The following is a 21533-nucleotide window of genomic DNA, read 5'->3' on the forward strand; positions in this document are numbered from 1 at the left end:
CCATCATGCCGTCCTCCCCAGCACCAGCGCCGCGTTGGAGCCGCCGAAAGCGAAAGAGCTGCTCAGCACACGGCGCAAGGGACGGCCAAGCGCAGCCCCGGGCGGCACCAGGTTGAGCGCCGGCAGGGCGGGATCGGCGGCGCCGTCCCACAGATGCGGCGGCAGCCTGCCCTGCGGATTATCGTCCTGCATCGCCAGCCAGCACAGCGCCGCTTCAACCGCCGCAGCCGCGCCCAAGGTATGGCCGGTGAACGGCTTGGTCGAGCTGACCGGCACTTCAAGGCCGAACAGCGACTCGATCACGCGCGACTCCATCGCATCGTTTTGCGGCGTCGCCGTGCCGTGCATGTTGACGTAATCGATCTGCGCGGCGTCAAGGCCGGCGCGCTCCAGCGCCTGCGTCATCGCCAGCCGCGCACCCACGCCGGCCGGATCGGGCGCCGACATGTGATGGCCGTCCGACGACTCGCCCCAGCCCAGCAAGGCCACCGCGCCGGCCTCCCCGGCATCGGCGCTCATCAGGAACAGCGCGCCGGCTTCGCCGATGTTGATGCCATGTCGGTTGAGGCTCATCGGGTTGCACTGTTCGTCGCTGACCGATTCCAGCGATGCGAAGCCGGCCACCGTGAAAGTGCACAGCGAATCGACGCCACCGGTGAGCACGGCGTCGCATAGTCCCATCTTGATCAGGCGCGCCGCGCTGGCCATGGCCTTGGCGCTCGACGAACAGGCGCTCGAATGCACGTAGGCGGGGCCGGACAGACCCAGTTCATGCGCCAGCATGACGGCGGGCGAACCCATTTCCTGCGGATCGTAGACGAAGTGCGGCGGCAGGACGCCATCGGCGCAGTAGTCGCGTATCGCCTGCTCGGTCTCGCCGATGCCGGAAGTGCTGGTGCCGATCACCACGCCGACACGATCGGCGCCGTAGCGCGCGACCGCCGCCTCGACGGCCGGCCGGATCTGCGCCAGCGCCGCCAGCGCCAGCGCATTGTTGCGGCTGCGCTGGCGCGCGGGCAAATGATCGACCGACGGCAGCGCCGTGCGCACGCGGCCCAGCGGCAGCTCGCGGCCCGGCGACCATTCGCCGGTCATCGCCACGCCGCTCTCGCCGGCGTACAGGCGCGCCTTGACCTGCGCATGGCTGTCGCCAAGCGCGCAGATGATACCGCAAGCGTTCAGATAAAAATTCAACATGCTTCCGTCTCGGTCAGTGTGGCTGCGCTCATTGGGCTCATTGGCCTTCCTGCGCGAACTCTATCGTCAGCTTATAGTGATAACGCAGATTCTCCAACACCACGGTGCCGCTCCAGCGCGGCGTGCCGCTATAGACAATCCGCATAATAGGCTCATTTTCCAGATACAAGGTGCGCGTCAACCCCTGCTCGGCGATGCGCCAGCCCGCGGGCAGCGCGGTGGCGATCGATTCGGCCGGCCACAGGGTCAGTTGCATGTCCTCCAACACGTCCTCGGGACGCACTTGCGAGGGCAGCATCATGTGGCGCCAGGAGGTCAGTTCCTTGCCGTCGTAGCGCATGGTCAGCACCCGCTGGCCGAACGCCAGGCCAACCACGTCGATCGCGTCCGGTTCCACCTGCAACGCCACATCCAGATCGTCGGTGCGGCCAGCCCGCTCCACCTTCAAATGCTGCTGGACACTGATCGACGTCCCCAGCGCGGCCGGCGGCAGCTTCAAGCCCAAGCGCGCCTGCGGCGGGGGCGCGGTGGCGCAACCGGCCATCAACGCAAAGATGGCCAGCACCGCCAGATGCCGCCCCTGGCGAATCCCGTGCCAGATCATTGCGGCGTGCATAGGGCCTCCAGGGCGGCGAGCCTGCGCGGCGTCTCCTTGACGTACGGATTACTCAGATCCCAGGCGTAACCGGCCAGGATGGCGGAGATCATGCGCTTAACCTCGGGCTGCTGGTTCTGGTGGAAAATCACTTTCTGGAAGCCGCCCGCGTACCACGACTCGACAAACACGCGGAACGTGTCCACGCCCTTGCGCAGCGGCGCGCCGAAGTCGGCCTGCCAGTCGACCGCCTCGCCGGCGAACTGGCGCTGCAGCGCCGCGGCGGCCAGGCTGGCCGACTTGAAGGCGATGGTCACGCCCGACGAGAAAACCGGATCGAGGAATTCGCCGGCGTTGCCCAGCAGCGCGTAGCCGGGCCCCCACAGTTTATCCACGTTGGCCGAATAGCCGACGATCTGGCGCGCCGGCGTGTCCCACTTGGCGTCGGCCAGCAAGGCGCTCAGCGACGGGTCCTCCGCCAGGATGGCCTGCAGCCGCTCGGTCGGCGTGCCTTCGTAGCGGTCCAGGAAGCTGGTCTCGGCCACCACGCCCTGCGAGCAGCGGCCGCCGGCGAACGGAATGGTCCAGAACCAGACATCGTCGTGTTTCGGATGCACCGTCACGCGGATCTTGTTGCGGTCGAAGCCCCCGCGTATGCCGTCTTCGACATGCGTGAAGATGGCGCCGCGCACCGGGAAGTTGGACGGCGTCTCCAGCTTCAGAAGGCGCGGCAGGATGCGGCCAAAGCCGCTGGCGTCCAGAATGAAGCCGGCGCGAACCTGATACTGTTCGCCGTCTGGATTCTTGACGGTCACCAGCGCCGGCGCGCCATCGACACCCAGTTCGATGTCGAGCACCTCGTGGCGGTGGCGCACTTCGGCGCCGAAGCGCGCCGCCTCCTTCACCAGGATATGATCGAAGTGGGCGCGCTGCACCTGGTAGGTGGTGCCCCAGCCCTCCGAGTGTTTGTCGCGGAAATCGAAGTCGGTATACTGGCCGTCACGCATGAACGCGGCGCCATTCTTGAACTGGAAGCCCGCCTCCACCACCGCCCGCAGCATGCCCGCCTGTTCGAGATAGGCCATACTTTGCGGCAGCAGGCTTTCGCCGATCGAGAAGCGTGGAAATTCCTCGCGCTCGATCACCAGCACCTGGCGTCCCTGCTGCCGCAGCAGCGCGGCGGCGACGGAACCGGCCGGGCCGGCGCCGACGATCAGAATTTCCACGGTTTCGATAGTCAGTGCGTCAGTCATGCTTGCTTTCTTTGATGGTGCCAAAACAGGGAACGATCAGCCAGGCCAGCGCGATCCCCAGCAGCATGGTCAGGCCGAAGGCCTGCAACGCCGGGGTTTTGCTCAAGCCTAGTAGCCCGAACGACAAAAACGTACTCGATGCCGACATTCCGACCGCCATCCATGCCGCGTTGCCGCGATTGTCGGGCCGCTCCTGCATGAAGATGCCGTAGTCGACGCCCACGCCCAGCAACAACAACAGGGCCAGCACATGGAACAGCTGCAGATTTTGCGAGGCGAAGCCCAGGATCGCCAGGGTCGCGACGCTGGCGAGCGCGGTCGGCGCCAGCACACGCCAGGTGCGGCCGCGATAGCGCGGGAACAGCAGCGCGAACACCAGCGCGTAAGCGCCCAGCACCACCCAGCTCATGTTCTCGCGGTAGCGTCCCAGCACCGAGGAAATCTCCGCCACCTTGTCGACCCACTGCACGCCCTGCAAGCCGTCGGCCGCCCGCATCACTTCCGGCACCGCCGCCCTGCCAAGGCCGCGCAGCGCGACGATGCTGGCGTGGACGCCGCCGGTCTGGCCCAGCCACAGGTGGCGCGACGGCTCGCTGGCCGGCGACTTCAGGAAATCCTCGGGCGTCAGCGGCGTGCCGGCCGCCAGCAATCCGGCGCGGGTTGCGGCGATCCACCGCGCGTCCTCGCCCGTCTGTTCGGCCAATCCTCGCAGCGGGCCGTCGTCGCCCAACAGCTTCTGTTCGATCAGCGCGCGGCGCTCGGCCTGCGTGCGCGCCGACGGCACCCAGTTCGACACTGCCTGATAGCCGTTGAAGCCGCCGCCGGCGATCAACTTGTCCAGCTTCGCCTTGAGCGCCTCCTCGCGTTGCAGCACCTCTTCGGCGGAGGCGCCGCGCACCAGGAAGTACTGCACCGGCGTCGGCGCGTCGGTCAGCTTGCTCAACTTGATCTGATCGTCGATCAGGTGCTTGGGTGGATTTTGCAGCAGGCGGATGTCATCGTTGGCGCCCAGGCGGCTGATGCCGTAGCCCGCCGCCAGCACGAAAACCACCGCCGCCCCGAGGGTGGCGCGGTTCAGGCGCAGCAAAGGCCAGCGCCGCAACGCGCCGCCGTACACGCGCACCAGGGCGCCGGCCTTGAGCGAGCGGCCGCCGATCAGCGCCGGGAACCAGAACACCACCGTCAACCAGGCGAAGACCAGGCCGAGCGCCGAGAATACCGCCATCTGGCGCAAGCCGGGGAACGGCGTCAACGCCAATCCCATATAGCCGATCACCGCCGCCAGCAAGGTCAGTCCAAGTCCCGGCAGCAGGCGTTTCAACAAAGCCGGCGAGTCGAGTTTTTCGTCGGCCGACAAGCGGTTGGACAGGAAGTAGATGCCGTAATCCTGCGCCACGCCTATCAGGCTCGCGCCGAACACCAGCGTCAGTAAATGGATCTGGCCGAACATCAGCCAGCACACCGACAAGGCGCCGAGGAAGCCGATGCCGATCGACAGCATGATCAGCGAAATCGGCTTGAACGAATGGAAGGCAAACCACATCAGCAGGATGATGCCCAGCAGCGAGCCGATGCCGATGGTCGACACCTCGCCACTGGCCTGCGCGCTGGCTTCGGCGGCGTGAAGGATCACGCCCGCCTGGATCAACTCCACTTGCGGCGCGGCCTTGCGGGCGGCGTCGGCGGCCTGCTCGAGCAGCGGCAGCACGGTCTCCTGCGCGGTCATCGACAGCGCGGGCACCTTGAGCGTCAATGGCAGCAGCGCGTATTGGCGCCCCGCGCCGGCGACGAACAGATGGCCGTCGCGCGGGCGCACCGGCGTCTCCTGCGCCCGCTCCTGCACCCAGCCGGCGAACAGGCCGAACGGGTCCTGCTGCCACGAGCCCAGTTTCGGTCCGCCGAAAGGGCTATACAGTTTGCTCAACGCCGTCTCTAGCCAGAACTGCGACGGCTGCGCGCGTAACTGCGCCTCCTGCTGCGCCGTCAGCAAAGTCAGGCTATGGCGCTGGAACAGCGACAGCCAGTCGCCCTGCGTTTTGTCGTCGATCCGTGTGGCCTCGAACAAGTCCTTGCGCGGCGCCAGCACGGCATTGTAGGCGTCGGCCGCGCGCTTGGCGTCCTCCCAGTCGGCGGCGCCGACCAGCACGATGACACGCTGCTGCGCAGCGTCGACCATGTGCGAAAACGACTGCTGCAGCACCGGGTCGCGCTCCTGCACCGGCAGCAGCGCCATGATGTCGGTGTTGGGCACGATGCGCTGGACCAGCCACAGATAGGCGTTATGCCCCAGCAGCAGGCACACCACCACCGCCCATAGCAGCGCGAGTTTTCTGGTACGCGTCAAAACAGCGCCGCCTCTTCCTTGGTCATCGCCGTCTCGCCGGTCTGGATGGCGGAGAAGACGATGCTGGTCTTGTCGCCGCCCGCCTCGCTCATGACGATGTTCTTGACATAGGCGCCGCCATCGAGCTTGATGGTGCCGATGGCTTTTTCCAGCGCCGCCTGGCGCGCCTTGAGCGCGACGTTCCAGCTGGTGGCGTCGACCGTGCCGTCGACTTCGAACAACGATTCGAGCTGCCCCAGATCGCCGGACAGCAGCGAGAACAACACGTTGTTGATCATGCGGACCGTCGGCTCGGTCTTGGCGTCCAGCCGCATGGCGACGCGGTCGCCCTGGTAGTTGACGATTTCGTCGCGCGTCAGCCGCAAGGTGCTGGGGAAAGGCTGCAAGGTGCGCCACAACACGCCCTTGCCGGCGACGACGCAGAAGCGGCCATTGGAGGCGAGCGGTTTTTTCATGCCGGCCAGCTGCTTGGTCTGGTCGAAGCGGCCGCACATGATGGGCGGCTTGGCCAGCATGGCCTGGATCTTCGCGACCGGCGCGGCGGCCTGCGCGGGATTGAGCATCGCCAGCGCGGCCGCCAGCAAAACGGTTTTCACTTTATTCATACAGGCTCGATTCCCAGTTTTTCGAACAGCACCGGCGGCGACACGAAGCACATTTCCTTGGTGGCGATGTCGACGGCGACCATGGTGGTGGTGGCGCGGTTGAGGCGCTTGCCGGTATCCGCGTCGGTGATCAGATAGTCGATCTTTAAACGGTTTTCCCATTCGACGATATCGGCGCGCAGCTTGAGCTTCTGGCCGAAGGTGGCCGAACCGACGTAGCGCAGCTGCATGTCGATCACCGGCCAGGAGTAGCCGGAGGCCTTCATCTGCGGGTAGTTGTAGTCTATCTTGTCCAGCAAAGCGCAGCGCACGACTTCCAGGTACTTGACGTAACGGCCGTGCCAGACGATTTCCATCGGGTCCAGGTCGAAGAACTGCACCTGCATCTCGACCTCCGCGAACCAGCGGCTTTCCTTGGCCTTACGCATACAGGTCCCATGATTTGGTGCGGATGCGCTCCAGCAGCAGGCGCAGGTCCGGTTCCAGGCGGCGGTCTTCCTCGACCGCCTTGATGTCGGCGGCCAGCGCCTCCTGCATCGCCGCCAGCGCGGCGTGCGGGCGCAGCTCGGGGCTGGCCTGGCAGCGCAGCCAGACGCCCTGGCGCACGGTGATCAGCAGCGCGGCGACCACCTGCTCCGTCAATTCCAGCACCCGCAGGCAGTCGCGCGCGGCGATGGTCCCCATGCTGACCTTGTCCTGGTTGTGGCATTCGGTCGAGCGCGAGAACACCGACGCCGGCATCGTCAGCTTCAGCGCTTCCGCGGTCCACGCCGAGGCGCTGATCTGCAGCGCCTTGAGGCCGTGGTTGATCGCCGCGCGCGGGCCGGTGGCGCCGGACAGGTTGGCCGGCAGCCCGTGGTTGTAGCGGCTGTCGACCAGCAGCGCCATCTGGCGGTCCAGCAAGTCGGCCAGGTTGGCGACGGCATTCTTCATGCCGTCCATGGCGAAGGCGATATGGCCTCCGTAGAAGTGGCCGCCATGCAGCACGCGCTCGTTCTCGGCGTCGATCAGCGGATTGTCGTTGGCGCTATTGAGTTCATTCTCGATCGCGGTGCGGAAGAACGGCATGGCGTCGGCCAGCACGCCGATCACGTGCGGCGCGCAGCGGATCGAGTAGCGGTCCTGCAGGCGCTTGCCGTTGCGTTCCCACTGGTCGGTCGGCAGGTCGGTGCGCAGCCACGCCGCCACCTGCTGCATGCCGCCGTGCGGCTTGACCGAGAACAGCACCTCGTCGAAATGGTGGGCGTTGCCGTCCATCGCGAACGACGCCATCGCGGTGATGCGGGTGGTCAGCTTGACCAGATAGTCGGCGCGGTCGTAAGCCATGCAGGCCAGCGCGGTCATGACGGCGGTACCGTTCATGATCGCCAACCCTTCCTTGGGACGCAGTTTCAGCGGCGTGATGCCCGCTTCGCGCAGCGCCTGCGCGGCCGGCACCTGCTCGCCGTCGCGCCACACCTCGCGCTCGCCGCACAGCACCGCCGCCACGTACGACAGCGGGGTCAGGTCGCCGCTGGCGCCGACCGAGCCTTCGGACGGGATCAGCGGCAGCAGGCCGGCGTCCAGCAGGCGGGTGATCTGCAGCAGCAGTTCGACGCTGACGCCGGAATAGCCCTTGCTCAGCGATGCCAGGCGCGAGGCCAGGATGGCGCGCGTCTGCTGCGGCGTGAAATACTCGCCAAGGCCGACGCCGTGATAGGTATACAGGTGGTGCGGCAGCTCGGCCACCAGTTCCGGCGGCACGGTGACGGTGCAGGAGTCGCCGTAGCCGGTGGTGACGCCGTAGATGGTGCCGTCCTCGCGCAGCAGCCGCTCGAGGAAATCGGCGCCGCGCGCGATGGCGGCGCGGAAAGCGGGATCGTCGGACAGCGCGGCGGCGGCCCGTCCTTGCGCGATATCGACGATGTCTTCGATCGTCAGGCGCTGCTGATCGAAGCACACGGTGCGCGCGGCGGTATTCAGTCGGGCTGTGTCAGCGGGGTACATCGGAACGCTCCAATTCGGGTAAATGCCAAAAATCGTAAAAATTAAACCATTCCAGCGGCGCCTGCAAGCAGTGGTGCTGCAGCCGGCTGGCGTAGTCGCCGGCCAGCGCCGCCAGCGCGGCGTCGCGTCCCTTGCGCGGGATGCGCACGGCCTCGCGGAAGCGTTCGAAATAAACGTCCGAGCGCGCGCCCCGGCGCATCGAGAACAGCAGGTACACCGGGCATTGCAAAATACTGGCCAATACATAAGGGCCGACCGGGAAGGCGGCCGGGGCGCCGAGGAAATCCGCCACCGCAACGCGCGGGTTGTGCGAGACGGGAACGCGGTCGCCGGCGATGACGACGAACTCGCCCCGCGCCACGCGCTCGGACAGCAGCATCGCGGTGGCCGGCGACATTTCCGTCACCTGCATCAGATTGAGCTGGCTGGCGGGATTGAGGGCGCCCAGCATCTCGTTGAAGGCTTGCGCGTGCTTGGTGTGCACCAGCACCGTGAGTTTGATGTCGTGACGTTGGCGCGACAGCACGCGGCACAACTCCAGGTTGCCCAGGTGGGCGCAGATCATCAGGCCCCCGCGCCCTTCCGCCACGGCGTCGGTGATCAGCTCTCCACCGTGCAGCTCGACGCTGTCGACATCGAACAAGCCGCCCCACAACAGCATCTTGTCCAGGATACTCTCGCCGAAGGCGGCGAAGTGGCGCATTACGCCGGGCTGCGCGCGGCCGCTGAAACGTTCCATGCGCCGCAGGTAATCGCGCGAGGCTCCGCGCGGCAAGGGCTTGGTCAGGACGTACCACGCCAGCACCGGATACAGCACCACGCGAAACGGCCAGCGGCCGAAAACGCGGCAGATCCAGAACAGGAAACGCATGCCGGCGACAAAACTGATTTCGTTGATCGCGGCCCAGTGCAGACTGCGCGCGCTCACGGTGTCCGCCACTTCCGCGCCAGCAGTTTGGGGATGCGTGGCAGCATGCCGAAGAACAGCACCGTATGCATCCACGTGATCAACACATTGTCGCGCCAGACGCGGAAATGCGAAACGCCATCCGCGGGATAGGACACGCGGGTCGGCAAATTGATGACTTGCAGGCCGTCCCAGAACAGCCGGACCAGAATGTCGGTGTCGAAGTTCATGCGTACGCCGATGGCCTGGCGCGCCGCCAGCGCGTTGACCGGCGCCACCGGATAGACGCGGAAGCCGCACATCGAATCCTTGATGTCGAACGACAGCGTGTTGATCCAGACCCAAATGTGGGTGGCGTAGCGGCCGTACAGGCGCGCCTTGGGCACCGATTCGTCGTAGACCGGGTGGCCGGCGATGATGGCGTCCGGGTTGGCGCGCGCCTGCGCCAGGAACTTGGACACGTCGTCGGTCCGGTGCTGGCCGTCGGCGTCGATTTGCAGCACGTGGCTGAAGCCCATCTCCGCCGCGCGGCGAAATCCGCTCAGCACCGCCGCGCCCTTGCCCTGGTTAGGCGTCAACCGCACCAATGTCACGCGGTCCGGATTGGCCAACGCCAGCGCGTCCAGCACGGCGGCGCATGCCGCGCCGCTGCCGTCGTCGACGAGCATGCACGGCACGTCGTGGCGCAGCAGGCCGGTCAATACCGCACCGATGGCGTGTTCGTGGTTGTAGACCGGGACGACGATGCACGGCTTGAAAGTAGGCTTATCAATCATCGCCACTCCCCGCCAGCAGCACCACGCGGCCGCTGGAGTGCTGTCCGGCGCCGGACGCGTAGCGGAATTGCAGGTTGCCCTTGGCCGCGTCATGCAGCAGTTCCAGGCGAACCGGCTGCGACGGCTGTATCACCTGCTGGAACTTGAGCGCATTGATGCCCTTGAAGATAGCCGGCAAGGTAAAGTACTGGCGGCCGTAATGGATCGCCCAGTCGACCTGCACCACACCAGGCAGGATAGGCGCGACGTCGAAGTGGCCGTCGAAATAATAGAGGTTGGACGGCGCCGTCACCTCCAGCAGCACGCGATCGCCGGCGCGTTCGAGCTCGCGCACGTGCGGCAGGCGCGGGCGATTATCGGCGCCAGGGCCGGCCTCCGCGCCGTCATTGTCCAGCAACGCCAGCAAGGCAGCCATCGTGGTCTTGCCCTGCGCGTTGACCGGCAGCTGATCCAGATAGCGCCAGCGGCGGGGCAAGGCCACCAGCTCCACCGTCGCCGTCAACGCGGTGCGCAAGCGGGCGTTCAGCGCGGTCTTGCCGCCGGCCGCCAGCAGTGCGCGGCCGGCGGAGGTCGGCACGACGAAAGCGGCGACCCGCTGGCGTTCGCCGGCGGCCGGGTCGCACAGGATGACGCGCGCCTCGGCGGCCAGACCGGTGCCGGTGATCGTCGCCTCCATCGCGCTCAGCGAGATGCGCTTTTCCTCTATTTTGACGATGCGGTCGCTGCGCCCGCGCAGCAGGAAGCGTTGTTCGCCGCCGCGGGTGGCCCGTTCGGCGCGGTCGGCCAGGGCCAGCCACTCGTCGTCCGGCAGGTGCGGCGAGCGCACTTCCAGTCCGTCGTCTTCGCCGAGGCGCCATGCCACCGTCGGAAACGGCAACCACGAATCGTCGGCGCCGGCGCTGCGCTGGCGCCAGGCCACGCCGCCGGTCTCCGAGCTGCCATAGACTTCCACCGGCACCCTGCCCAGCAGGCCGCCCATCGCGAACGCGGTTTCCGGCGCCAGCGGACCGCCGGAAGAGACGACGCCGCGCAGCATGTTCCTGGCACCGCTCCAGTCCAGGTGATCCGGTAAGCGCTTCAAATGCGCCGGACTGGCGATCAGCACGCACGGACCGGCCGCCAGCGCCGGCGCCAGCGCCTCCGGAAAGGCGATGCTGAGGGCGTGGATGGCGCGGCCGGACGTCAGCGGCCACAGCACCTTGAACAACAGGCCGTAGATGTGCTGGTGCGACACCGTCGCCAGGATCGCCGCGTCGCCCGCCGCCGCGCCGAACAGCAGGTCGAGCGTTTCGACCTCGTTCGCCATTTGCGACAGTTTTTTCGGTATCGCCTGCGCGGCGCCTGTGCTGCCTGAGGTGAATACCACCAATGCCGGGAAATCAGCCTCCAGCGCGCCGCCCATTTCCACATCGCCATCCGCCAGCGGCGATGGCTGCAATGGCGCCAACTGCGCCGGGAACTCCCCGAGGAAGCCGTCGACCGAACCGCGCAGCGAGGCGCACGTGGCCTCCAGCGTATCGGCGCTCAGCCAGATGGTTTTACCGGCGTGCCACGCCCCCAGCAGGGCCGCGCCGAATTCAATGCTGTCCTCCAGGTACAGCGCGTAGTCGCGCCCCGCTTGGCCGCGCAGCAGCGCGTGCCAGGCCCGCGCGCGCGCCAGGAACTGTTCGTTGGTGACGCCCTCGCCCGCCAGCCAGCCGACGATGCCGGCGGCCGGCCGCGCGCACATCGCGGCGAACAAATGCTCGATCCGGTCAGACATGGTGCAGCCGCTTGAAACGCATCCGCACCAGATACTCGGCGCCGAACAGGATCGCCATCAGGGCGTACGAAATCACGCCCGTATACAGCGACCACACGGCCTCGGAGGCCCATAGCGCGGTCGCCAGCGCGATCAAGCCGTTGATGACGAAAAAGACGCACCACACCTGCGTGACCGAGCGCATATACGCCTGGGCCGGTGGCGGAAAATCCTCGCCGCGCAAACGCGCCATGCGCTCGACGGCGGACATCGGCGTGGTCAGGCTCCAGGCGAAGCCCGCCAGCAGCGCGGCGCTCACCAGCACCGGATAAAGCTTCAACGGCAGCAGCAGGTTGCTCCAGATCGCGCAGGCGACCAGCACCAGGCCGCCCGCGACCGACCAGCGCGCGACGCCGCTCAATTTGAGCGCGGGCAGGCGCGTGGCCACCGCCAGCAGCAGCAGGCCGGCCAGCCAGCGCGGTTCCACTTGTCCATGTCCCAGCCAGATCGCCAACGGATACAGCAGCGTCAACGCCGCCGTCAATACAGTCATCGGCATCGCGTTTAAGCCGCCTGCTCCGTCATGCCGGCCAGCGCGTCGACCACGTCGCCGATGGTGCGGATGGTCTTGAACACCTCCGGCTGCAAACGCTTGCCGGTCAGTTGCTTGAGCTTGACGGCCAGGTCGACCGCGTCGATGCTGTCGATATCGAGATCGGCGTACAGGTTCGAATCGGCGGTCAGTCCCGCTTTATCGAGTTCGAACATATCGGCCAACAGATCGATCACCCAGGCTTGCAGTTGGTCCCTGCTCATGTCATTCAAAGCTATCATGTCCTGCTCCCTTATTTCTTTCTATGGGTCTCGATCATCGCCGCCAGCGCCGCCACCGACGCGAAATGGCGGCGGGTGTCCTCCGAATCGGCGGACAACGAGATGCCGTACTTCTTCTGCAGCGCGACGCCCAGTTCCAGGGCGTCGATCGAATCGAGTCCCAGGCCTTCGACAAACAACGGCGCGGCGCTGTCGATATCGTCCGGCGTGATATCTTCCAGTTGCAGCACTTCGATGATCAGTTCTTTCACTTCCAGTTCAAGCATGACGTTGGTACTTCCCGGTAAAATAGTCTTGTAAAAATTCCGTCAACCGGCGCGCCGCCATCACTTCGCTGGCGCCGTTGCCCGTAAACGTCTCGATCGCCAGGTCGTCCTGGACGTCTATCCGTATCAAAACCCGCCGTGACGGCACGCGCCACCACTTCTCGCCCTTGCCCAGCGTGAGCGGCTCGCAGCGGATCAGCACCGGCGTCATGGCGCGCCCGCCGCGCACCGCGATATTGGCCGCGCCGCGCTTCATGCTGATGACGCCATCGGCCGGCGTGCGCGTCCCCTCCGGGAACACGATCAGATTGTTACCGCGCCGCAGGGAGGCGATGCAATCGTCCACCAGCGCCGCCCCGCCCTCGTTGTTGATGTAACCCGCAGCCCGCACCGGCCCGCGCGTGAACGGGTTGTTCCACAGCGCGCCCTTGACGATGCAGTCGGCGTTCTTCACGAAGGCCATCAGGAACACGGTATCGATCAAGGTCGGATGGTTCGCCAGTATCAGCAGACCGCCCCGTTCCAGTTTCTCCAGTCCGCACACCTCGTAACGCAGCACGCCCAGCGCGCGCATCATGTCCACGTAGGTGCGAAACGCCAGCCGTATCAACTCGCGCGCCGCCGCCACGCGCCGCTCCTTGCGCCGCACCACCAGGTTCAAGACCGGGAACAGCACCACGCGCATCAGCAGCCCGCCAACGCCAAACACTGTAAAACTCAACCCGGTGGCGAACACGCGCCAGTACAGCGACACCCGGGCCAGCGCCGCATCAAGCATCGCGGCTCCAGCTCCAGCGCATGCGGCCATCGCAGCGCTCCATCCGGCTTGCCCCGCCCAGGTGAAACGCCGCCACCGCCAGGCCGCCGGGCATGCCGGACGACGGCGCCTCGCCGCTCGCGCTCCAGCGCAAGGCGATGGCGTCACTGTCATCGGCGGCGGTCATCAGCCATGCCCACGCGTGCGGTTGCTCCTCGCACTCCTGGAACGGCAAAAACAATTCGGGCAGCTGGCAATCGGAGGCCACCAGCAACACCATCGGCGCGCCGTCGGCCAGCAGGCCGCACGCCTCGATCACCGCATGCTCGATCGTCGCCGCGCCGGCGGCCAGCGCGATGTGGTTGGCGCGGTCGCGGCGCGCGATGGTCAACAAGCCCGCCGTGGCGTTGTGCACCGACATGCTGAACGCCGTCGGCGACAATGCCTCGCCGCGCGCCAGATCGCTCAGCAGCTCGAGCGCGCGCGACACTTCGCCGTGGCGCGAACAAAAAACAGTGGGGATATCGGCGGCCCGGTCTTCAGGCCCGTCGCCGCGCCCGTCGAGGCAACGGTAGGCCACTTCCAACGCCATCTTCCCCAAAAATCCCGCCCGCCGCCGCAACATCGCGGGCATCGCCTTGACGCCGGGTTCCTCGCCAGTGACGATGCGATGCGGCGCACGCGCCCACTGCGCCCACGCCTCGGGCGTGGTCAGGCCGGGCGCCCATGCGGCGTGACTGACGATTGAAAAGGTGACGCCATGAGTGCGCATGTTAACAAATAATCCAGAGTTCTGAGGTAGAAGAAGGTACGAACTCGCGCTCACATGCCGCGGAAATGCCAGCCGACGTACATTTAAAATTATAAACGACAGCCGCCGGCAATCCGCCGGAAAAATAGATTCAGAGCAACTATTTTGCTGATTGAGCTCTACTTTTGTGCAACTCGTCGCTAAATTTCTCACCAAATGTCACACTGTTGAGCCCGGAACGAAAAAAAGACGAGGCCGCATCGCTGCGCTTCCTCGTCCCTTCATTGACAAAATTACTCTGGATTATCGGGCTCAGAACACCCAAAGCTTGTCGGTCGGCAATTGCAGCCAATACTTGCCCGCCTCCAGCTTGTACTTGGAATAGGCGCGCAGGTTGAACTCCGCGCCGCCCGCGGGGCTCTTGAACAGGCATTCGAAGCGGTCGCCGAGATACATACAGGTCAGCAGCGGAAGCTCGATGGCATTCTCCACCGGGGTCGGACTGATCTTCACTTCCTCGACCCGGATGATGGTCGACGGTTCGCCGCCGCCCGCGCCGCGGGCGGTGCCGGTCACCGTGGTGCCGTTGACGTCGAGCCGCACCAGCGCGCCGTCGCGCTGCACGACCTTGGCCGGCAGGCGGTTGTTACTGCCCATGAACTCCGCGGTGAACAGCGTCTCCGGCGTCTCGTACATGCTTTGCGGCGTGCCTTGCTGCTCGATCTTGCCGTTGTTGAGCAGCAGGATGCGGTCCGAGATCGCCATCGCCTCGGCCTGGTCGTGGGTCACCATCAGCGCCGACAGGCCCAGTCGCACGATCAACTCGCGCAGGAAGGCGCGCGCCTCCTCGCGCAGCTTGGCGTCCAGGTTCGACAACGGTTCGTCGAGCAGGATCACCGGCGGGTTGTAGACCAGCGCGCGGGCGATCGCCACGCGCTGTTGCTGGCCGCCGGACAGCTGGTGCGGATAGCGCTCGGCCAGATGGCCCAGGCCCAGGTTTTTCAGCACGTCGGCGACTTTGTCCTTGATGTCGCTGGCACCGAGCTTGCGCAGCTTGAGGCCATAGGCGACGTTCTCGAACACCGTCTTGTGCGGCCACAGCGCGTACGACTGGAACACCAGTCCCAGGTTGCGGTGCTCGGCCGGCATCTCGAAGTTCTTCGAGCCGTCGTAGACGGTGCGCTCGCCGATGGCGATCGTGCCCTGCTTGGCGCTTTCCAGGCCGGCGACGGCGCGCAACAGGGTGGTCTTGCCGCTGCCGGAAGGCCCGAGCAGCGCCACCACTTCGCCCTTTTGCAGGTGCATCGACACGCCCTTCAAAATTTGATTGGCATGGGCGCCGGTGCCGTAGTCCAGGTGCAGGTCGTTGACGGTTAGTTCGTTCATGGTGATGTCTCGTTTCATATTATTTGAATTAATTGTGGAGCTTCACGCCGAAGCGCAAGGCGATGCCCAGGCCGATGGCCACCAGCGAGATATTGATGAACGATAGCGCCGCCACCAGATCGGTGGAGCCGGTCGCCCACAGCGACACGATCATCGCGCCGATCACCTCCGTGCCCGGCGTAAGCAGGTACACGCCGGTCGAATATTCGCGTTCGAAGATCAGGAACACCATCAGCCAGGCGCCCAGCAGCCCGTATTTGACCAGCGGCAGCGTGACGTCGCGGGTCACTTGTCCGCGCTTTGCGCCGACGGCGCGCGCCGCCTCCTCCAGCTCCGGGCCCACCTGCAGCAGCGCGGTCGAGATCAGGCGCATGCCGTAGGCCAGCCACACCACCGAATACGCCAGCCACAGGGCGAAGATGGTCGAGCGCACGGAGCGCAGCATCGGGATCGCATGCTCGCTCAGCCACAGCGCCACGCCATTGTCCATGCCCTTCAAGGCGCCATCGAGCCAGCTGGGCACAAACAGGAACACCCACAGGAACGACAGGCCGGCCAGCAGGCCGGGCACGGCGCGCGGCACCAGCACGCTGTAGTCGAGGAAGCGGGTGATGGCGTCCGGCTTGCGGTGCATCGCCAACGCGATGGCGCTGTAGCAGATCACCGCCAGCGCGCCGCCGATCACGCCGATCAGCACCGTGTTGACAATGCCGCGCACCAGCGCCGGCTGCTCGAAGATCTCGCGGAAGTGCTGCAACGTCAGCACCTCGGCCAGCTTGACGCCCTCGCCCCAGTACTGGACGAAGGAGCGCAGCACGATGCCCGACAGCGGCATGATGATGGTGAACATCAGCCAGGCGAAGATCAGCGCGAAGGCCAGCCACTTCCAGCGGCCGAGCGGCATCGGTTTCGAGCGCGCGCCCTTGCCCTTGATCGAGACGAATTTGTTGGCCGACTTGAGCAGGTGGCGCTGCACCATCACCAGCGGCATCGTCACCATCACCAGGCAGACGGCGACGGCGGCCATCAGGTGGTACGACGGCGTGCCCAGTTTGTTGGTCAGCTTGTACAGATAGGTGGCCAGCACCATGTGCCCTTCCGGGTCCCCCAGCACCAGCACCAGGCCGAACACCTCGAAGCCGAGGAAGAATACCAGCACGCCGGCATACGCCAGCGCCGGCGTGATCATCGGCAGCGAGACGTTGAACATCACCTGCAGCGGCGAGGCGCCGGAGACGCGTGCCGCCTCCTCCACATCCGAGCCCAGGCTTTTCAGCGCGGACGAGGCGTACAGGTAGACATGCGGCACGTGGGTCAGGCCGGCGATCACCACGATGCTGGTGAACGAGTAGATATTCCACGGGATCAGGCCGAGGATGTCCTTGGCCCACAGCGAATAGAAGCCGACTGGCCCCATCGAGACGACGTAGCCGAAGCCCATCACCATCGGTGAGACGAAGATCGGCACCAGCAGCAGCGGCGCGATGAAGCCCTTGCCCGGCAGGTCGGTGCGGATCATCAGGAAGGCCAGCATGCCGCCCAGCGGCACGGCGATGGCGGCCAGGCCGGTGGCCAGGAAGAAGGCGTTCTTGAACGCCATCGTGAAATCGGGATCGTCGAAGATGAAGCGGTAGGCGTCGAGGCCCAGCTCCTTCACCGGCATGAAGAACGGCGCGCTCAAAAAGCTTTGGTAGAAGATCAGGAACAGCGGCAGGAAGATGGCGATGGAGGCGAGCACCACCACCACGCCGCGCGGCCAGTTCAGGCTGCGCCGGCCTGAGCCGGATAGAGTCATAGTTTGCATAGGAATTCCGTTTTTACGAACGCGTGCGGGCACCCAACCCCGTGTCGGTACGGGGTTCGGTGGACCTGGTGAGACGCTTTACTTCAGACGATTACTTCTTGCCGGCCGATTCTTTCCACTGCTTCAGGAAGGCCATGCGCTTGGCCGGTCCGAGGAACTGCAGCACCATCGGATGCACCGGCACCGGCTTGACGTTGTCCTTGCCGATCTGCTTGATCAGGTCCGCCGAGGTGGTCTCGCCGGTGACGTCGGCGCGGATCGCGAACAGCTTGGAGTCGTTGGCGATGATGGTCTGGCCGCGATGGGACAGCATGTAGTCGAGCCACAGCTTGGCGGCGTTGGGGTTCTTCGCGCTCTTGCTGATGAACAGCACGCGCGACATCACCAGCGTGTAGTCCTTCGGCAGGATCACGCCGAGCGAGGGATCGGTCTTGGCGCGCACCAGCGCATAGGAACCGACCACGTTATAGCCGATCAGGTTCTCGCCGGAGGAGATCCGCTCGAGCATCGTCCCGGTCGACGACTGCACGCGCACCTTGGCGGCGCCGAAGGCGTTGAGCATGTCGAGGAACTTCGGATTCTCGCGCGCGTCCTGCGTCATGAACATGAAGCCGACGCCGGACTTCTCGATGTCGTAGGTAGTGACCTTGTCCTTGAACTTCGGCGTCTGTATCAGCTTGGCGAAATCGGCGTGCGTCTGCGGCGCTTCCTTGGCGTCGACCAGGCGCTTGTTGTAGACGATGGCGGCCGGCTCGAAGGTGGTGCCGTAGGCCTGGTCGTCCCACATCGACCATGCGGGCAGCTTTGGCGCCTCGACCGATTTGTATTTCATAGCGTAGCCGTCGGAGGCCAGGCGCATCTGCAGGTCCATCGCCGACGACCAGACCGCGTCGGCGGTGTTGCCGCCGGCCGCCACTTCGGAGATGAAGCGGTTATACACCTCGGTCGAATTCATGTCGTTGTACTCGACGGTGATGCCAGGGAACTGGGCGCTGAAATCCTTGATCAGCGGCGCGGTGGCCTTGCTGTCGGTGGCGCCGTAGACCACCAGCTTGCCCTCTTTCTTGGCGCCGTCGATGATCTTTTGGTAATCGGCGGGATAGCCGGCCGGCACTTGCGCCAGGGCGGCGGTGGAGGTTGCGAACAGCGCGATCGAGAGGGACGCGCATGCGGCGGCCACTGAGGTCTTGAACATCATTTTTTTGTCTCCAATTGTTTTAATAGTTTTTTTTGTGATCAGCGCACCAGACCGAGTTCGGCGGCGTGCCTGCCGTAATCGTCTACGGCCTTTGTTACATAAGCTTTCAATGCGTCGCCGGTCAGCCCGAACGGGTACAACCCCGACGCCGCGCGCATCTGCGCGAACCCCGGATCGGCCAGCACGCGGTCGAAGGCCGCCACCCATTGCCGGTAATCCGCATCCGGCACCTGGGGACCCATCCATAAACCGCGGATGATCGGCCACACCACGTCTATTCCCTGCTCGCGCGCGGTCGGCACGTTGGCCAGCACGCCCGGCAGGCGCTTCTCCGACAGCACCGCCAGCACGCGGGTATTGCCGCTGGCCGCGTACAGCGTCGCCTCGCTGGCGTCGCCCGACACCACCTGCACATAATTCGCATGCATCGCCGTGAAGGCCTCGCCGCCGCCCTCCAGCGCCACGAAGCGCAGCACCTTCGGATCCAGCCCGGCGGTCTTGAACACCATCGCCATCTTCAGCCAATCCTGGCTGCCGATGGTGCCGGAGACGCCGATCAGCACCTTCTGCGGATTCTTCTTCAGCGCCGCCAGCAGCTCCGCCAGCGTCTTGTAAGGCGAATCGGCGCGCACCGCGATCATGCCGTAATCCGTTCCCAGCGCCGCCACCCAGCGCACATCGTTGGCGGTGGCCTTGCCGAACTTGCCCTGCGCCAGATTGAGCAGCGAGCCGCCCGAAAAAGCCACCAGCGTGTTCGGCTCCGCGCGGCGCCGCTGCGACACCAGCGAATGCCAGGCCACCGCGCCGATACCGCCGGGCAGATAGCTGATCCGCATATCCGACGGCGGCGGCTTGGGCGAATCACGCAAGCCCTGCAAACCTTTTTGCGCCAGCTTGCATGTGAGGTCCATCGCGCCGCCCGGTTTGGAAGGCACGATGCACTCCAGGCTTGCCGCCCGCGCCGCCGCGCACAGTAAAAACAGCGCGGCAATCAAAGCCTGCAAAACTTTAGTCATCTTGTATGGTTATCTTAGAGCGGTGAAGCTTTCAAAGCGCTTTCAGGCCGCATCGACTTTCAGAAAAATATCGACGCGGCCCGGTCTTCGTTGCGAAGCGGCTTAGAAGCGGTGCTGCATGCCGACGGTGATGCCGCGCTGGCTGTTGCCAAAGCCGGCGTCGTCGCGCGACAGGCCGGTGAGCTGGCCGTGCTTGGCCTTGGCGTACGCGCCCGAGATATGGACATCGGTGCGCTTGGACAGCGCGTAGCGGTAGCGCAGCACGTACATGGTCGGATCGGCGTCGGTGTTGGCGGCGACGTTCTTGACGTCGACGTGGTAGACCGCGCCGGTGATGGTGGTCACCTCGTTCGGCTTGTACGCCACGCCGCCCCAGGTGGTGGTGGCTTCGACGTCGGCGGTCGCCGCGCGGCCGGCGGTCAGGTTATAGTCGCGCAGGACGGCCCAGAATTTCAGCGGGCCGGTTTCGTAGTTGGCGCCGACGTGCCACACGGTGTTTTCATCGCGGTTGCCGGTGGCGGCCACGGTGTTGCCGTTGTTGCGCTCATAGGTGGCCATCACGTTGGCCGGGCCGAACTTGTAGGCGATGGTCGCGCCCATCTTGGCGCTGTCGGCCACGCCGGTGGTCTGCTCGCCGGCGGCGTAGTTGGCGCCGACGCGTAGATTACCGAAGGTGCCGGCGTACTTGATCAGGTTATCGTAACCGGTCGTGAAGCCATATTTGCTTGGGCCGGTGGCCGGACCGGAGGTCGCCCACGAGTAGTAGGGCGCGAAGCCCATCGGATCGTAGCCGATCACCATGTCGTAGACACTGGTGAACGAACGGCCGACGACCACGCGGCCGAAGGCGCCTTCCAGGCCCACGTAGGCCTGGCGGCGGAACAGCGCGCCGTCCTGGGCGCCGGTGTCCATCAAGATCCCGCCCTCCAGATTGAAGACGGCTTTGAGGCCGCCGCCCAGATCTTCGGTGCCCCTGATGCCCCAGCGCGAAGTGTTCATGCCACCCGAAATCACGCGGGTATTGTTACCGCCGGTGGCGCTCGCATTGTTGGAATTTTCGACGCCGACGTCCAGCAAACCATAGACCTGCACATTCGATTGGGCTTGTGCGGCGCCGCCGACGGCGGCTGCCAACGCCAGGACGGCAAGGCTAATTGGGGATTTTTTCATTGTGTCTCCAGAGGATATAGTTATTTGTGATGCCTGATATTTGCTATCAGGATGCCACTATAGGAGTCGCTTCCTTTCAAATACCTTTCACTTACCTTTCACTGCCCCAGGAAGGGTAGTTCCTGTCGTCCTCGCACCACAAAGCCGATAGGCCTTCCCTTTTAGGGCGCGGGCGACGATGATTCTGGCCTTACACTGAACTTATTTTTCCGCCATGGCAAGAATTTATGCGCATACTGTTAGTTGAAGACCACACGGAGCTATCCCACTGGCTGGCCAAAGCGCTGCGCGACGCGCACCTCACCGTCGAATGCGCGGACAACGGCGCCGACGCCGACGCCCTGCTGCACACGCAGGATTACGCGCTGCTGATACTGGACCTGACCTTGCCGCGCATGGACGGCCTGGAGGTGCTCAAGCGCCTGCGCGCGCGCGCCGCGCCGCGCGGGCAAACGCCGGTGCTGATCCTCACCGCGCGCGGCGGCCTCGATGAACGCGTGCAGGGCCTGAACCTGGGCGCCGACGACTACCTCGCCAAGCCGTTCGAACTGGCGGAGCTGGAGGCGCGCGTCAAGGCGCTGCTGCGCCGCAGCGTCGGCAACGAGGCGCTGGTGCACCACTGCGGCGCGCTCAGTTTCGACACCGTCACGCGCATGTTCACCTACGCCGGCAACGCGCTGGCGCTGACGCCGCGCGAGCACGCGGTGCTCGAAACCCTGATCACGCGCGCCGGCCGCGCCGTCTCGAAGGAAAAGCTGTTCGACGAAGTGTTCGCGCTGGCCGACGACGCCAACATCGACGCCATCGAGCTGTATATCCACCGCGTGCGCAAAAAGCTCGACATCGCAGCGCCGGACGCCGCCATCATCACCACCCTGCGCGGCATCGGCTACCTGCTGCAACCGCGTCCGGCGCTGGCCGCCGACTGACGCGCGCGGGGCCCCACA

General features: G+C 65.5%; 21 protein-coding genes. 1 reads left to right on the top strand and 20 read right to left on the bottom strand.

Annotated features, from left to right (window positions below; all coding sequences use genetic code 11):
• Positions 1 to 3: 3 nt before the first annotated feature.
• The 20 genes from AC07P1_RS02525 to AC07P1_RS02620 all read right to left on the bottom strand — a co-directional run bounded on the left by AC07P1_RS02525 (position 4) and on the right by AC07P1_RS02620 (position 20586).
• Positions 4 to 1197 carry a beta-ketoacyl-ACP synthase gene (locus tag AC07P1_RS02525; protein ID WP_494694353.1) on the bottom strand — a complete coding sequence of 398 codons (1194 nt, stop codon included), beginning with the start codon at positions 1195 to 1197 and terminating at the stop codon, positions 4 to 6.
• A gap of 37 nt (positions 1198 to 1234) precedes the next feature.
• Positions 1235 to 1813: a DUF3261 domain-containing protein gene (locus tag AC07P1_RS02530; RefSeq protein ID WP_494694354.1), complete on the bottom strand. Its 579-nt coding sequence runs from the start codon at positions 1811 to 1813 to the stop codon at positions 1235 to 1237.
• Positions 1798 to 3045: an NAD(P)/FAD-dependent oxidoreductase gene (locus tag AC07P1_RS02535; protein ID WP_494694355.1), complete on the bottom strand. Its 1248-nt coding sequence runs from the start codon at positions 3043 to 3045 to the stop codon at positions 1798 to 1800. The genes AC07P1_RS02530 and AC07P1_RS02535 overlap by 16 nt, the downstream gene beginning before the upstream one ends.
• Positions 3038 to 5389: an MMPL family transporter gene (locus AC07P1_RS02540; protein ID WP_494694356.1), complete on the bottom strand. Its 2352-nt coding sequence runs from the start codon at positions 5387 to 5389 to the stop codon at positions 3038 to 3040. The genes AC07P1_RS02535 and AC07P1_RS02540 overlap by 8 nt, the downstream gene beginning before the upstream one ends.
• Positions 5386 to 5994 carry an outer membrane lipoprotein carrier protein LolA gene (locus tag AC07P1_RS02545; RefSeq protein WP_494694357.1) on the bottom strand — a complete coding sequence of 203 codons (609 nt, stop codon included), beginning with the start codon at positions 5992 to 5994 and terminating at the stop codon, positions 5386 to 5388. The genes AC07P1_RS02540 and AC07P1_RS02545 overlap by 4 nt, the downstream gene beginning before the upstream one ends.
• A complete protein-coding gene (locus AC07P1_RS02550) occupies positions 5991 to 6422 on the bottom strand; it encodes an acyl-CoA thioesterase (protein WP_494694358.1) in 432 nt (143 codons plus the stop codon). The genes AC07P1_RS02545 and AC07P1_RS02550 overlap by 4 nt, the downstream gene beginning before the upstream one ends.
• Positions 6415 to 7980 carry an HAL/PAL/TAL family ammonia-lyase gene (locus AC07P1_RS02555; RefSeq protein ID WP_494694359.1) on the bottom strand — a complete coding sequence of 522 codons (1566 nt, stop codon included), beginning with the start codon at positions 7978 to 7980 and terminating at the stop codon, positions 6415 to 6417. The genes AC07P1_RS02550 and AC07P1_RS02555 overlap by 8 nt, the downstream gene beginning before the upstream one ends.
• Positions 7967 to 8908: a lysophospholipid acyltransferase family protein gene (locus AC07P1_RS02560; RefSeq protein WP_494694360.1), complete on the bottom strand. Its 942-nt coding sequence runs from the start codon at positions 8906 to 8908 to the stop codon at positions 7967 to 7969. Before AC07P1_RS02560 ends, AC07P1_RS02555 begins: the two co-directional genes overlap by 14 nt.
• Positions 8905 to 9663, bottom strand: coding sequence for a glycosyltransferase family 2 protein (locus AC07P1_RS02565; protein WP_494694361.1), 759 nt, complete (start codon positions 9661 to 9663; stop codon positions 8905 to 8907). Before AC07P1_RS02565 ends, AC07P1_RS02560 begins: the two co-directional genes overlap by 4 nt.
• Positions 9656 to 11425, bottom strand: coding sequence for an ApeI family dehydratase (locus AC07P1_RS02570; RefSeq protein WP_494694362.1), 1770 nt, complete (start codon positions 11423 to 11425; stop codon positions 9656 to 9658). The genes AC07P1_RS02565 and AC07P1_RS02570 overlap by 8 nt, the downstream gene beginning before the upstream one ends.
• Positions 11418 to 11963 (bottom strand): COG4648 family protein, encoded by a 546-nt coding sequence (locus AC07P1_RS02575; protein WP_494694363.1) that lies wholly within the window; start codon positions 11961 to 11963, stop codon positions 11418 to 11420. Before AC07P1_RS02575 ends, AC07P1_RS02570 begins: the two co-directional genes overlap by 8 nt.
• A gap of 5 nt (positions 11964 to 11968) precedes the next feature.
• On the bottom strand, positions 11969 to 12238 hold the full coding sequence (locus tag AC07P1_RS02580; RefSeq protein ID WP_229210295.1) for an acyl carrier protein: 270 nt from the start codon (positions 12236 to 12238) through the stop codon (positions 11969 to 11971).
• Between the two features lie 11 nt (positions 12239 to 12249).
• Positions 12250 to 12504 (bottom strand): phosphopantetheine-binding protein, encoded by a 255-nt coding sequence (locus AC07P1_RS02585; RefSeq protein WP_363504901.1) that lies wholly within the window; start codon positions 12502 to 12504, stop codon positions 12250 to 12252.
• A complete protein-coding gene (locus AC07P1_RS02590; protein ID WP_494694364.1) occupies positions 12497 to 13282 on the bottom strand; it encodes a lysophospholipid acyltransferase family protein in 786 nt (261 codons plus the stop codon). Before AC07P1_RS02590 ends, AC07P1_RS02585 begins: the two co-directional genes overlap by 8 nt.
• A complete protein-coding gene (locus AC07P1_RS02595; RefSeq protein ID WP_494694365.1) occupies positions 13275 to 14033 on the bottom strand; it encodes a beta-ketoacyl synthase chain length factor in 759 nt (252 codons plus the stop codon). The genes AC07P1_RS02590 and AC07P1_RS02595 overlap by 8 nt, the downstream gene beginning before the upstream one ends.
• A gap of 291 nt (positions 14034 to 14324) precedes the next feature.
• Positions 14325 to 15398 (bottom strand): ABC transporter ATP-binding protein, encoded by a 1074-nt coding sequence (locus tag AC07P1_RS02600; protein WP_494694366.1) that lies wholly within the window; start codon positions 15396 to 15398, stop codon positions 14325 to 14327.
• 28 nt (positions 15399 to 15426) lie between these two features.
• Positions 15427 to 17202: an ABC transporter permease gene (locus AC07P1_RS02605; protein WP_494694367.1), complete on the bottom strand. Its 1776-nt coding sequence runs from the start codon at positions 17200 to 17202 to the stop codon at positions 15427 to 15429.
• 91 nt (positions 17203 to 17293) lie between these two features.
• A complete protein-coding gene (locus AC07P1_RS02610) occupies positions 17294 to 18400 on the bottom strand; it encodes an ABC transporter substrate-binding protein (protein WP_494694368.1) in 1107 nt (368 codons plus the stop codon).
• Between the two features lie 38 nt (positions 18401 to 18438).
• Positions 18439 to 19416 carry a Bug family tripartite tricarboxylate transporter substrate binding protein gene (locus AC07P1_RS02615; RefSeq protein ID WP_494694369.1) on the bottom strand — a complete coding sequence of 326 codons (978 nt, stop codon included), beginning with the start codon at positions 19414 to 19416 and terminating at the stop codon, positions 18439 to 18441.
• Between the two features lie 102 nt (positions 19417 to 19518).
• Positions 19519 to 20586, bottom strand: a complete 1068-nt coding sequence (locus tag AC07P1_RS02620; RefSeq protein WP_494694370.1) for a porin — start codon at positions 20584 to 20586, stop codon at positions 19519 to 19521.
• Positions 20587 to 20813: 227 nt separating this feature from the next.
• Here AC07P1_RS02620 and AC07P1_RS02625 point away from each other — a divergent pair, with 227 nt between their 5' ends.
• Positions 20814 to 21515, top strand: coding sequence for a response regulator (locus AC07P1_RS02625; RefSeq protein WP_494694371.1), 702 nt, complete (start codon positions 20814 to 20816; stop codon positions 21513 to 21515).
• The last annotated feature ends 18 nt before the right edge of the window (positions 21516 to 21533 follow it).

This window comes from Duganella sp. GW821-FHT07F09 (genome assembly GCF_059418705.1).